Source organism: Ferrovibrio sp. (assembly GCF_002796975.1).
Classification (GTDB): Bacteria; Pseudomonadota; Alphaproteobacteria; order Ferrovibrionales; family Ferrovibrionaceae; genus Ferrovibrio.
The window spans coordinates 1-12,913 of the sequence record NZ_PEKV01000014.1; the positions used below are offsets into that span (position 1 = coordinate 1).

Annotated in this window: 13 protein-coding genes; 8 read left to right on the top strand and 5 right to left on the bottom strand. The window is 64.4% G+C overall.

Going from position 1 to position 12,913, the window contains the following annotated elements:
• Nucleotides 1-1,718 (bottom strand): methyl-accepting chemotaxis protein (locus CTR53_RS16365; protein WP_290815768.1); only part of this gene is annotated, 1,718 nt, incomplete at its 3' end.
• A 255-nt stretch (nucleotides 1,719-1,973) separates the two neighbouring features.
• Here CTR53_RS16365 and CTR53_RS16370 point away from each other — a divergent pair.
• The 3 genes from CTR53_RS16370 (at nucleotide 1,974) to CTR53_RS16380 (ending at nucleotide 3,961) form a co-directional block, all read left to right on the top strand.
• Nucleotides 1,974-2,330: a hypothetical protein gene (locus CTR53_RS16370; protein ID WP_290815771.1), complete on the top strand. Its 357-nt coding sequence runs from the start codon at nucleotides 1,974-1,976 to the stop codon at nucleotides 2,328-2,330.
• Nucleotides 2,331-2,562: 232 nt separating this feature from the next.
• Nucleotides 2,563-3,093, top strand: a complete 531-nt coding sequence (locus tag CTR53_RS16375; RefSeq protein ID WP_290815774.1) for a helix-turn-helix domain-containing protein — start codon at nucleotides 2,563-2,565, stop codon at nucleotides 3,091-3,093.
• A gap of 49 nt (nucleotides 3,094-3,142) precedes the next feature.
• Nucleotides 3,143-3,961, top strand: a complete 819-nt coding sequence (locus CTR53_RS16380) for a hypothetical protein (protein WP_290815777.1) — start codon at nucleotides 3,143-3,145, stop codon at nucleotides 3,959-3,961.
• Nucleotides 3,962-4,009: 48 nt separating this feature from the next.
• Here the strand turns inward: CTR53_RS16380 and CTR53_RS16385 are convergent, their stop codons facing one another.
• Nucleotides 4,010-4,888, bottom strand: a complete 879-nt coding sequence (locus CTR53_RS16385) for a hypothetical protein (protein ID WP_290815780.1) — start codon at nucleotides 4,886-4,888, stop codon at nucleotides 4,010-4,012.
• Between the two features lie 227 nt (nucleotides 4,889-5,115).
• Here CTR53_RS16385 and hslV point away from each other — a divergent pair, with 227 nt between their 5' ends.
• From hslV to CTR53_RS16405, 4 genes are all read left to right on the top strand, one after another.
• A complete protein-coding gene (gene hslV, locus CTR53_RS16390) occupies nucleotides 5,116-5,637 on the top strand; it encodes an ATP-dependent protease subunit HslV (RefSeq protein WP_290815783.1) in 522 nt (173 codons plus the stop codon).
• A complete protein-coding gene (hslU, locus tag CTR53_RS16395) occupies nucleotides 5,634-6,950 on the top strand; it encodes an ATP-dependent protease ATPase subunit HslU (protein ID WP_290815786.1) in 1,317 nt (438 codons plus the stop codon). The genes hslV and hslU overlap by 4 nt, the downstream gene beginning before the upstream one ends.
• A 173-nt stretch (nucleotides 6,951-7,123) precedes the next feature.
• Nucleotides 7,124-7,732, top strand: a complete 609-nt coding sequence (locus CTR53_RS16400; RefSeq protein ID WP_290815789.1) for a PAS domain-containing protein — start codon at nucleotides 7,124-7,126, stop codon at nucleotides 7,730-7,732.
• 39 nt (nucleotides 7,733-7,771) lie between these two features.
• Nucleotides 7,772-8,560: an SDR family NAD(P)-dependent oxidoreductase gene (locus CTR53_RS16405; RefSeq protein WP_290815792.1), complete on the top strand. Its 789-nt coding sequence runs from the start codon at nucleotides 7,772-7,774 to the stop codon at nucleotides 8,558-8,560.
• 25 nt (nucleotides 8,561-8,585) lie between these two features.
• Here CTR53_RS16405 and CTR53_RS16410 read toward each other — a convergent pair whose 3' ends face one another.
• From CTR53_RS16410 to CTR53_RS16420, 3 genes are all read right to left on the bottom strand, one after another.
• Nucleotides 8,586-9,359, bottom strand: coding sequence for an endonuclease/exonuclease/phosphatase family protein (locus CTR53_RS16410; protein ID WP_290815795.1), 774 nt, complete (start codon nucleotides 9,357-9,359; stop codon nucleotides 8,586-8,588).
• Nucleotides 9,334-11,574, bottom strand: a complete 2,241-nt coding sequence (locus tag CTR53_RS16415; RefSeq protein ID WP_290815798.1) for a VTT domain-containing protein — start codon at nucleotides 11,572-11,574, stop codon at nucleotides 9,334-9,336. The genes CTR53_RS16410 and CTR53_RS16415 overlap by 26 nt, the downstream gene beginning before the upstream one ends.
• A 118-nt stretch (nucleotides 11,575-11,692) precedes the next feature.
• The gene (locus CTR53_RS16420; RefSeq protein WP_290816156.1) at nucleotides 11,693-12,043 is read right to left on the bottom strand and encodes a helix-turn-helix domain-containing protein; all 351 of its coding nucleotides are present in this window, start codon (nucleotides 12,041-12,043) and stop codon (nucleotides 11,693-11,695) included.
• A 61-nt stretch (nucleotides 12,044-12,104) separates the two neighbouring features.
• Here CTR53_RS16420 and CTR53_RS16425 point away from each other — a divergent pair, with 61 nt between their 5' ends.
• On the top strand, nucleotides 12,105-12,902 hold the full coding sequence (locus CTR53_RS16425) for an ABC transporter substrate-binding protein (protein ID WP_290815802.1): 798 nt from the start codon (nucleotides 12,105-12,107) through the stop codon (nucleotides 12,900-12,902).
• The last annotated feature ends 11 nt before the right edge of the window (nucleotides 12,903-12,913 follow it).

Below are 12,913 nucleotides of genomic sequence, written 5' to 3' on the forward strand. Positions count from 1 at the left end.
TGCTTCACCGTCGCCGTCACCTCGTGCATCGAGGCCGCCGTCTGCTCCAGCGCCGCCGCCTGAGATTCCGTGCGCTGCGCCAGGTCCTGGCTGCCCGTCGAAATCTCCGCCGAAGCGTCGCGGACGGTATTGGCGCTCTGCGCGATCTGACGCATCGCATCGGCCAGCGTTTCGCCGGCCGTGTTCACATCGCCCTGCAGCTTGGCGAACACGCCATGATAATCGCCATCGACGCGGCGCGTGAGATCGCCGGCGGCCAGACCGGCCAGCACGCCGCCGACCTCGGCGATAGCAGCGTTGATCGCATCGAGCAGACGGTTGATGCCATCGCCCAGCCGTATCGCCACGCCATCGAGCGGTGCCGTGTCGATGCGCCGCTGCAGGTCGCCCGCCGCTGCCGCTGCGACAATCTCGCCCACAGCACGGTCGAGCAGGGCTTCCTGTTCGCCACGCGTGCGTTCGGCACCGCGGCGCTCTTCATCAACAGCCTGACGCAGTTGCTCGTTCTCGGCGCCGTTCTGTTTGAACACCGCAACGGCGTCGGCCATGCGGCCGATCTCGTCGCCGCGCTGCAGGCCCGGGACATCTGCGCTGAAATCGCCGCGCGCCAGCACCGCCATCGCCTGCGTCAGGGCCGCGATGGGATTGGCGATGTTGCGGCCGATCAGCCAGGCAAACACGATGCCGATCAGCAGCGCCGCGACAGAAACCGCCAGCACGGTGATGAAGGTGGTGTCGAAAACAGTGATGGCATCGTCGCGTTCCTGCACCAGCGTTGCGGTCTGGCTGGTCTTCACCTGGTCGGTCTTCTCGACGATCTGTGCGATTTCCTGTTCGATTTCCTGATAGACCAGCCGGTTGATATCGCCTGCGGCCGCGGCGGCGGCGAGAATCCCGACCTCGTACTGTTTGGCGAAACCTTCCGCTTCAGCGGCGAGCTTCTGCAACGCTGCATCGTCCAGCACGGCCTTCAGATCTTCGATCATGTCGACGAAAGTGCCGACCTTGCCGCGCGCCTCGTTGGCCATCGCCATGTCGCCCATGCCGATGAAGCGCGTGGCGGCGATGCGGATTTCGGAGAAAGCGTCGAGCACCAGGCCGGCCTCGCTGGCGGAGGCGAAGTCCTGCTTCTTGTTGGCCGCCTTCACCAGCTGCACCAGGCTGTCGCGCGCCCGCGGCCCGTAGACATCGAGCTGACTGCCGGTGACGGACTTCAGCGTGTTGCGTGCGGTGATCGCCTGCGCCAGCCTGGCGAAGACATCCTTCATTTGCGGCGCAGCCTCGGCCAGCAGGGCGCGGCGCTGCGGATCGCGCATGTTGGCGAGCAGGCTGTCGAGCGTTTCGGTCATCTGCGGTTCGAGCCGGCGCGTGGCGAGAAGGCCGCGCGGATCGTCGCGTTCGATGAACAGCAACAGGTTGCGGCGCAGATCCAGCATGTCGCGTTCGAACTGCTGCAGGCGCTGATTGTTGGTGCTGATGGAGTCGTAGGTGCCGAACGCGCTGCGACCGGTCTGCACGCCATAGATCGACGCCACCGAGACGATTATCAGCAGGCCGAGCGCAACACCGAAGCCGAGCGCGATACGCGCACGGATGCCGAGCCGGCCGAACCAGGCCATGAGCGGTGCCTGACGCGTCTGCATCCGGCCCGTCTTGTCAGCCGCGGTGCTGGGCGCGGTGTCGGGATCGAAGGCGAGATCGGGGGCAGTATCGGACATGGTCATCACCGGACTCCGTAAAGCAGCGTCGCCGGCAGGGCCGGCGTCAAAAAACAGATGAAAAGAAAATGGAAGAGACCGGGCGGCGGCATACGTCGATGGCAGTGCATATCGGGGAACAATCCTCTACTCCGCCGCATGATGCAGCCCAACAGGTGACGATGCCCTGTCTGACGTTTCCCCGTGGCAGCAGCCTCACGACAGCCGACGCAGCGGTCAAGCCGTTGTCGTGTGAAATCACGCTAGCAAATCCTGGTGCGCACGACGCTGTTTCAGATGATGGGAAGCCATGCCATGACGTCATGGTTGATTGGATGTTTCTGTCATGCCCGCCGAGTCTGCGATCACGTTTTCGGTGAAGGAAATGCTGTCGGCATGCGCCTGCGGACCGGAAGCGCGACGATCCCCACGAACGATGATGGCGACGAACCGATGCGCCGGGCGATGAGACGGCGCGGCAAGGCTGACAGCGCCGAGATCCGCCATTCTGCCGACGGCGCCCGGCCGGCGGACAATGCCGGGCAGACAGCGCCGGGCCAGGCGGCGCCGGTCCATCCGGGAGGAAGCAGCGGCCGGCGCCACCGGTTCTGTGTTACCAAAATTTTAGAATGATCTCGCCCAGCGCGAACAACGCCCGGAAATACCCCGACGCCATGGTTGTCTTCAGTGGTAAACCATTCTCGTTCAAGGCGGATTCGACCAGCACCGGATGCCGGTAAGTCGAGGAAATGCGGCGGTTTTAATCCGGGCCACAAAACTGCAACCGGGTAGCAGATGCTGGCAACTAATGGTAAAAACACTACATCCGATGCTTGAAGGAGCTTCACTTGTAATGGAGAAGTCCATGCGTAAACCGAACCCATACGACGCCCATGTCGGGGCCCGGCTGCGCGCCTGCCGTACTCTGGCCGGTTTCAGCCAGGAACGCCTCGGCGCTTCGGTTCAGCTTAGCTTCCAGCAGATTCAGAAATACGAGAAGGGCCTGAACCGCATCGGCGCCAGCCGCCTGCAGCAGTTCGCCCAGATTCTGAATGTGCCGCCGTCGTATTTCTTCGAAGACATGCCTGGTATCGAGCAGCAGCCGACCGCGCGGCCCGAACATGCCGTCGTTTCGGAGATCGAACAGGACAAGAGCCCGATCTCGCGCCGCCAGGCGCTGGAACTGGTACGCAACTTCGGCAAGATCACCGACGCGATGGTGCGCGACCGCATCTTCCAGCTGATCAAGGCCGCCGCCGCGTCTTACAGCGGCAAGGGCGAGGGCGAGGAAGGCGGCGAAGCCGCCGCTGCNNGCAACGGCCCGGTTTTTTATTGCGCCGGTTTTCCTATCCGTAAGGACTACAACCAAAGCGCATCCATGCCGCCACTTCTTTAACCACAGGTGTATAGTCTGCCTCCGTCAACCTAGAGCCACGGAGGCAAGCATGACCTATCATTCCCGTATTCAGACCACTGCATTCCGGCGCTTGCCGGACCAGATCACCCTGCAGCACGGCCCGCGCGAAGACCTGGGTCGTTTTTTCCTGACCGCCGACAGGGCTGCGCGCGACCGCGGCGTGACGCTGACGCTCAGCACCGATTTCGAACTGCTGCGCGAAACCAATGCCCGCAACCAGGGTAGCTGGCACGGTCTGGCGCCAAGCTTCGATTGCGCCTATGGCGGCATCGACCGCAAATGCGGCTTCTGGCTGATCGGCCGCGACGACATGGGCGACATCGTCACCACGCAGGCGGCGCGCGTCTTCGACACCGGCAGCGAAACGCTGAAGGATTACCTGACCAGCCTGCGGCTGTTCTATCCGCGTCCCGATGAGCAGAAGCAGCCCGGCGAACATTGCCTGGTCGACACCGCGAGCGCATCGCATGTCCGCGGCCGCATCGTGTATTCGGGCGGCACCTGGATCCATCCGGAGTACCGCAAGCGACTGATGCCGATGATCCTGCCGCGCATCAGCCGCGCACTGGCGCTGACACTGTGGGACAGCGAGTTCACCTTCAGCATGGTGAGTCATGCGCTGGTCAGCAAAGGCGTGGCGACGGCCTACGGCTATCGCAACATCGAGCCCGGTATCCGCTGGATGAATTCGGAAACCGAATTGCGCCTGGATGGCACGCTGGTCTGGATGGATCGCAAGGAACAGCTGGCCGACATGGCCCGCTTCGACGATCTGCTCGACAGCGCCGGTGAAACCCGCGCGCCCTCCAGGCAGCCGGAGACGACTGCACAGCCTGCACTCAACTAAAAAACAGAATGCGCCTGAGAAAATACGGACAGTGCCCGGCCTGCAGCGTCAATGCTGCGGCTGGGCACTACCGACGTCTAGCGGGATGGAGATGTTCTGGTTGATCAGCGAACTGCCGGTCAGCAGCGTTCCGCCGGCAGGCAGGCGCCAGCGCAGGATCACGCGCTGATAGCGGCGGCGGCGCGCGTCGTAGCCGGGCTCGTCGATGATCGCATCGATGTCGTCGATCTGCGGCGCACCATGCATCAGCGTATGACGATAGGCTTCCGCCACCCAGCGGCCATAGGCGCGATCAGGCTGATCCTCGATGCGACGGCGGTCCTGCTTGTGATGGAAAGAGAAATTGTCGTAGACGGTGAAGCCGGCACCGCTGTTGTCGACATAGAGGTGACCGTCATCGTCCGGCTGCAGCAACACGGTGCGTTCGGCCAGACCGCTGTTGTGCAGGAAGCGCTGCACCGAGGCGGAGAATTCGCCTGACTCGAAACGCCACAATTCGAAAATGCTGGTGAGCTGCTGCGGCGCTGTGAACAACCAGTCATAGGGCAGCTGCGGTGCGCGGATGAACTGGTCGCGCATGCGCGCCTCGCGCAGCGGCGCGAGTTCGTCGAGGCGCGCGAGCAGCGGCTCGGCCTCGATATAGGCTTCTTCGAGCCAGCCACTGGCGAAGTAAACCAGGCCAACCGGGCGACTGGCGATCGCCTTCTGCAGATACGGCTTGAGCGACGTCACCGCGGCCTGGCTGACCATGCCGGCGCGGAATTGCAGCAACGTGACGTCTTTGTCGACCACCAGCCAGACATAGCCGAGATTGCGCGCCGCATAGCCGGCCAGATCGAAATCGGGATCGGGATAGCCGAGCCGCTCCGCCAGAGTGGCCGAGGGCCAACGCCACCAATGCCCTTGCGGGTCGATCAGATAATTCATTCAATACCCCTGTCAGGCCTGCCTGCGCCGACCGGCAAATTTTACGGTAGCGCCTGCCGCGAGTCGAGGGGGCGGGCCGCAACCCGGCAAAGCCATCCCGGGGTTGCATAGACCGCCGGTTGTGCCAATCATCACAGACGCCGCCGCTGCGATGCAATGCGACCGGCTTGCAGGCAGACATCTGCATCCCTACATGAAGGTCCGTTCCGAAGCCGAGGCCCCCCATCATGACGACAATTATTGCTGTCCGTAAGGACAACCAGATCGTTCTGGCCGGCGACGGCCAGGTCAGCCTGGGCCAGACCGTGATCAAGTCGAATGCGCGCAAGGTACGCCGTCTCGGCGACGGTTCCGTGGTGGCCGGTTTCGCCGGAGCAACCGCCGATGCCTTCACCCTGTTTGAACGGCTGGAAGCCAAGCTGGAACGTTATCCCAACCAGCTGGCGCGCGCCTGTGTCGAACTGGCCAAGGACTGGCGCACCGATCGTTATCTGCGCCGCCTGGAGGCGATGATGGCGGTGGCCGACAAATCCGTTTCGCTGGTGCTGACTGGCACCGGCGATGTGCTGGAACCGGAAGACGGCCTGATCGGCATCGGCTCTGGCGGCAACTACGCACTCGCCGCGGCGCGTGCGCTGATCGATCGCAACGACATGGATGCCGAGGCGATTGCGCGCAAGAGCCTGAACATCGCCGCCGATATCTGCGTCTACACCAATGGCAACATCATAGTCGAAAAGCTGTCATGACCTCTTTCTCGCCGCGTGAAATCGTTTCTGAACTCGACCGCTATATCGTCGGCCAGCATGATGCCAAGAAGGCCGTGGCTGTCGCGCTGCGCAACCGCTGGCGCCGCCAGCAGCTGCCGGACAGCCTGCGCGAGGAAGTGCTGCCCAAGAATATCCTGATGATCGGTCCGACCGGCGTCGGCAAGACCGAGATTTCGCGCCGCCTGGCCAAGCTGGCCAATGCGCCTTTCCTGAAGGTAGAAGCCACCAAGTTCACCGAGGTCGGCTATGTCGGTCGCGATGTCGAACAGATCGTGCGCGACCTGCTGGAAGGTGCATTGACCATGATCCGCGAGCGCAAGCGCAAGGATGTGTCGGCGCGTGCCGAGCTGGCGGCGGAAGAGCGCCTGCTGGATGCACTGGTCGGCGACAAGGCCAGCGTCGAGACGCGGCAGAAATTCCGCAAGATGCTGCGCGAGGGCGAGCTCGACAAGCGAGAACTGGAGATCGAGCTGAAGGATGCCGGTACCGGCGGCATGCCGATGTTCGAGATTCCCGGCATGCCGGGCGCGCAGATGGGCATGGCCAATTTGCAGGACATGCTGGGCAAGGCTTTCGGCGGCGCGCGCGGCAAGCCGCGCAAGACCAATGTGGGCGACGCCATGAAGGCGCTGATCCAGGAAGAGAGCGACAAGCTGGTCGATCAGGACAACCTGGTGAAGGAAGCCATCGACGCGGTCGAGCAGAACGGTATCGTCTTCCTCGACGAGATCGACAAGATCTGCGCCCGCAGCGAATATCGCGGCGGCGGCGATGTCAGCCGCGAAGGCGTGCAGCGCGACCTGCTGCCGCTGATCGAGGGCACGACGGTCAATACAAAACACGGCGCTGTAAAAACAGACCATATCCTGTTCATTGCCTCGGGCGCGTTTTCGCTGGCCAAGCCGAGCGACCTGCTGCCCGAACTGCAGGGCCGCCTGCCGATCCGCGTCGAGCTGAAGGGCCTGACGCGCGACGACTTCAAGCGCATCCTGACCGAACCGGAAGCCAGCCTGCTGAAGCAGTATACCGCGCTGATGGGCACCGAGCAGGTGACGCTGCAGTTCAGCGACGACGCCATCGATGCACTGGCGCAGATCGCCTATGAGGTGAACGAAGGCGTGGAGAATATCGGTGCCCGCCGGCTGCACACCGTGCTGGAGCGCGTGCTGGAGGAGATCAGCTACTCGGCAGCTGACCATTCCGGTGAGACTATCACGATAGATGCGGCCTATGTGACGCAGCGCGTCGGCGATCTGGCCAAGAACAGCGACCTCAGCAAATACATTCTCTAGCGCCGCACCGCTTCGAAGGGACGCAGCTCACCCGGCCATCCACGCCTTCCAAACCATACCGCTCGTGATCGTCTCAGACGGCATCCTTCGGGGTTATGTCGCACCCGCCCCGGTCGGGAAATCTCACCGATTGTGCAGTTGAAAGCTGCGCCCGTGGATGCTAAGGCCGAAGCATGTCGGAACGACTGCTTCGTTATGCATCCCTGCCTGCCGCACGCAGCTGGCTGAGCCACCCGGTTTCCCACCAGCTGGTTGATTACTACGCCGGGCTGCGACAACAGGTCGGCGGCCTGCCGGTCAAATCTGCGATCGATCTGGTGCAGCTCAAACCTTGCCTGCCGCATATGGTGGTGATGGACTGCGACATCCCGGCCGATCCGCATTATCGCCTCGCCGGTGAATCCTACATCCATCTGCTCGGCACCAATCCGACCGGCCGGCCCTATCTCGATTTCGTGCCAAAGCAACGCCAGGCCACCGCAAGCGCAGCCTATGTCGCCTGCATGGCGCATGATTGCGGCATGCTGACCCGGCTGATCACCACCAACCGCTTCGGTCACGAGGTGACCTGCGAGGTCGTGAATATGCCGGTGGCCGACGACGCTGCACCGGCGCGGCCGCGCTATCTCTATGTCACCCTGGTGCCGCAGGGCGAGGCGGGCTGGGATATGAAGGAAACCGGCTTCTCGCAGTATCGCGACGTGAGCGAGCGCGTGTTTGTCGATCTCGGCAACGGCGGGCCGCTGGATTTCGTCGGCCGGACGGTAGAGCCCGCCGGCTGACGCCTGCTAGCATCCTCCGCAAAATGGAGGGGACGAAGAATGAGCGATCTCAAGGGCAAGGTGGCACTGATCACCGGCGGGTCGAGCGGCATCGGCGCCGCCACCGCGAAACTGCTGGCCGGCCGCGGCTGCAGCGTGGCGATCAATTTCTCCAAGAGCCGGGCTGCCGCCGAGAAAGTCGCCGCTGAGTGCAAGGCGGCGGGCGGCGAGGCGCTGCTGGTGCAGGGCAATGTGGCCGACGACGCCGATTGCCGCCGCGTGGTGGACGAGACTATCGCCGGCTTCGGCCATCTCGACTATCTCGTGAACAACGCCGGCACCACCAAATTCGTCGCCCATCGCGACCTCGCCGGACTGTCGGCGCAGGATTTCCACGACATCTTCGCCGTCAACAGCATTGCGCCGTTCCAGATGGTGCGCGCGGCCGAAAAGCATCTGCGCGCCCGGCGCGGCGCGGTGGTGAACGTGTCGTCCATCGCCGGCGTCTACGGCACCGGATCTTCGATTGCCTATGTCGCCTCGAAAGCGGCGCTGAACGGCATGACGCTGTCGCTTGCCCGCGTGCTCGGGCCGGAGGTGCGGATCAACGCGGTCTGTCCCGGCTTCGTCGAGGGCGAATGGCTGCAGCAGGGCATGGGCGAGGCGGCCTACAAAACAGCGCAGCAGACCTGGCAGTCCTTCGCACCGCTCGGCACGACGAACAAGCCGGAAGACATCGCGCAGAGCATCGCCTTCTTCCTGACTGCGGCGGTCAATGTCACCGGCGAGACCCTGCTGGTCGACAGCGGCATGCGGCTGGCGCAACCCCGCGCGCCACAGGCGCGTTAGAGTTGGCCCGCGCGCCACAGAAGGCTTAAACGTCTTCTTCCATTTCGGCCTGGGCGCGCGCTTCGGCCAGGCTGAGCGACTGCGGGCCCGGCTCGGCCTCTTCCATGCGGATATCGGCGAAGACTGGCAGATGATCCGAGACGCGGCGGCCGAGCGGATCGGTCCAGCACTGCACCAGCGCATGGCGCGGCCGGCAGTAGATGCGGTCCAGCATGAAAACCGGCCAGATGGCCGGAAAGCTGCGCAGCTTGGTGCGGCCCGGCATCACGGTGGCGAGCGCACGACGCACCGTGCCGTAGATGAACCAGTCGTTGAAGTCGCCCAGCATCACCGTGGTCTGCCGCGCCGTGCCGGCGATAGCCGACAGCATCGCAGCCTGCTGCCGCCGTTCGCGGAAGCCCAGACCCAGATGCACCGAGGCGAGATGCAGCGGGCCATAGGGAGTCTGCACCACGGTTTCGATGGCGCGGCGCGGCTCGCGCCGGCTGACCGAGAGATCGTGGATCGCGATCCCGGTCATCGGCCAGCGGCTGATCAGCACATGGCCGTAATCTCCATCTGGCGTCGAAATGGTGCGCGCCTCGGCGGCGTGGCTGCCCAGCGCCTTGGCCATATAGGCAAAGGCATCGCTGCTGCGGCCGCGGGAATCGATTTCCTGCAGCGCCACGATGTCGGGTTCGTGCCGGCGTACCAATGCTGCGATGCGCGGAAGGTCGTAGACGCCGTCGGGACCGACGCCAGCATGCACATTCCAGGTCAGGATGCGGACGGTATTAAGTCTGGGGGGATTCTGTCGCACCGAACTTATCCCGCAGACGCGCGACGATCAGCTGCATGATGTAGGACAGGCCGGCCCAGAGCAGCAGGAAACCGGCGATCAGCGCGATATCCAGCAGCGAGGGCCGCGTCATCATTTCCAGCAGGCGACCGCCCAGCACCGACATGATGACGATGCCGGGCGCGAGCCCCAGGAAAGTCCCGATCGTGTAATCCAGCAGCCGGATTTTCGTCGCGCCGGCCACCAGGTTGACCAGCATGAAGGGCGCAGTTGGCATCACGCGCATGGTGGTGACGGCGAGAATGCCGTTGCTCTTCACCTTGCGTGCCACCCGATTGATGCGCGGCCCCATCACGCGGCGCAGCAGATCCGCACCGAGCCAGCGCCCGGCCGCATAGGTCGCGAGGGCGCTGGCCATCGAGCCGGTCAGCGCCACCGACAGGCCCTCCCAAGTGCCAAACGTGATCGCCGTGGCGGCGATCAGCAGCGTGACCGGGAAAGCGATGAAACCGGCGGCGATAAAGATTCCGACGACGATGGGGAAAGACAGCGGGCTTTGCGCCACGGCGCGGAAAGCCGCCGCCAGCCGCTGCGGCGAGGCCCATTCGGCCAGCGGGGTGTAGCGCCAGACCAGCACCAGCGCGATAACGGCGACGACGCAGAGCCCGATGATCATCAGCGAGGAAATGCGACGCTGCGGTACCGGTTCGTTACTCGGATCGGGCAGGTAGCGGTCGGCTTCGAGCGGGCGCAGCGGATCGGCGACCGCGCCGATCAGGTCAAAACCGCCCGGCATGTCGTCATGGATCGGGCAGAGCCGGTGCTCGCGGTCTTTCAGCGCCTCCAGCGTGGCAAACAGCGAGCCGGTCTGCTGCAGCAGGGTTTCGACTTCCTCGACCGTGGCACCGCAATGTTCGGCCAGCAGGCGGTTGCGGGCGCGCGCCACCGACGCGCGCTGGTCGGGCGTGCCCGCCTCGATCACCAGGTCGCATTCGGTATCGACGGCAATCGAGCGGTTGCACAGATTGGCCGAGCCGACGCGCAGCAGCCGGTCGTCGACCACCATCACCTTGGAATGCACCATCACCTCGGCATCGCGGTCCTTCACGCTGCCGTCGTTCTTCAGACAGGGATAGACGAAGCGCACGCGATCCTGCAGCCCGGCGTCCTCGACCAGCTGCATGAAGCGGATACGACCGGCCAGCATGCTCTGCTGCTCCAGCCAGGTATGGTGCGTCTTCGGTGCGACGATCAGCACTTCGAGATCGCGCGCCTGCTTCAGCCGTTCGACCAGCCGGCGGCCCAGCGCCATGCAGGTGAGAAACTGGTTCTCGATATAGAGGATGCGATCGGCCGCATCGATCATGTCGTGGAACAGCGCCTCGACTTCACGCACCTCGGGCTCCGGCCCATAACGGGGCTCGGTGCGGGCGATGCCGACACTGATGCTGCCGGTGAAATCCGGCCGCACCGCGACCGGCCAGGGATCGCAGTCGCCGGTACGAAAATGCGGCGGCGCCGGCGTCAGCAGTTCATGCGTCACGCGATACCAGCGGCCGCGCACCAGCTGGCCGAGCGCGGCGGCGGCAGCGCCATCCACCATCATCTGCACGTCATGGAACGGCGGATAGGTTTTGCCAGCCGGATCGACGCGCCGCTCATTATGCAGCTCGTGCTGGCTGTTGTCCCAGCGGCGGATGGTGATGTCGAGGCCACCTGAGAAGGCAACCGCATCGTCGATCACCACAATCTTCTGGTGATGCGAGGCGCCGATGGGAAGTACGTCGTCGAGGCAGAGTTCGATCTGGCGCGGCGTGTTCCACTGCAGCGCCAGCGCCGGCATCAGTTCGCGTTCCAGCGAATAGACCGCCGAGTAGTAATCCCACAGCAGCAGCTTGATCGAAAGCTGCGGCCGGCGATGCACCAACTCGGTCAGGAAGGCGCCGAACTGCTCGGGCAGATCGTCGCCGGTCTTGCCGTCGGGGCCGACCAGCAGCGTGCGGCTGTCGATATCCCAGCCGGTGATGATCACGGAATGGCGCGCATTGCGCAAAGCCTGGCGCAGCGCGCCGAAATAGGCCGCGGCATCCACCAGCATGGTGGCGCGGCCGGCGGTGGCGCGGCGCCAGACATTGCTGCCGGGCCGCAGAATCCCCTCGGCAGGCTCTGCCCCCTGCTGGGCCACCGTCCGCGGCTTGGTGATCTTCTCCGGGCGACTGACCCGCGCAACCTGCACGACTGACCTCCTGGCTTATGGAGGTCTAACGTCCGGATTTACCTTTGGTGCCATCGCGGCAATGCCGTCGCATTACCGAATGCGGCGGTTTTGCGGCAATTTTTTTGCGGCGCCGAATTCAGCCCCGCAGCAGTTTCAGCAGCTGCTCCAGCCGGGTGTCGTCCAGATCGGCGATGCGGCGCGACAGTTCATTGGCCAGCAGGGTGGCCTTCGGCGTCAGTCCCGCCGTGTCGATGGTGATGCGCGGGTGGGACATTCTGGCAAGTTCGGCCAGCTCCTCGGCATCGTCCCAGATGATGTTGAGATAGCCGCAGATGCGTTGCAACAGCAGCCAGCTCGGCCGGCCGCGATGGCCATGTTCGAGCGCGGAGAGATACGCTGACGACACACCGAGGTCGGCCGCCATCTGCTTCAGCGCGATGCCGCGCGCCTCGCGCAGGGCCCGGATGCGCGCACCGAACGGCGTCACAGCCGCAGCGCTCTCGGTAAGGTGCATGGACGACGCATGACCGGCATCCTAATATCGTGGCGTGCCGTTACGCCACCTCTTCACGCTCTGTGTCGCCCTTCTCGTCGCTGCCGGTCTGGCTCCCGCGGCCTCGGCACAAACGGATATTGCCATCGGCTTCCGACCGAGTGCCCCCTATGTGATACGAGCCACCGATGGCACGCTGAGCGGCCTGGAATACGAGCTGGTGACACTGGCTGCCAGCACCGCCGGCATGAAGGTGCGGCCGGTGGTCGCTCCGTTTGCCCGGCTGCCCGAGGATTTCCGGCGCGGTTCGCTGCAGGCCTTCGTGCCGGCCAATCCGGCGATGCGTCTGCCCGGCTGCATCAGCGATACCGTGCTGGCCTACCGCAACATGGCCTTCAGCCTGCAACGCCGAAATCTGGATATCGTGACACCGGCTGACCTCACCGCCTTCGATGTGACGGCTTTCCAGAATGCGCATGTGCTGCTGGGGCCGACGGTGGGCGCGCTGGCGCCGAATGCCGGGCGCTATCGCGAGGTCGCCAACCAGATGCTGCAGGTGCGCGCACTGTTTTCCGGCCGCACCGATGTGGTGCTGGCCGAGCGCCGCATCTTTCGTTACATGATGCGCAGCCCGGAGGCCGGCGTGGACACCGCGCAGCCGCTCGCCGAACACGATATCTTCCTGGCCACGCTCTATGGCGTCGCCTTCCAGCGCCAGGAGGACTGCATCAGCTTCAATCGCGGGCTGGCTGCGATCCGCCGCAACGGCAGGTATGACGAAGTGCTGCGCCGCTGGGATACCGCACCGCGGGCGAAAAGCGGCGCGGTCCCCGTCGTAAAGTCTGCCGGTTAAGCGGCAGCCCG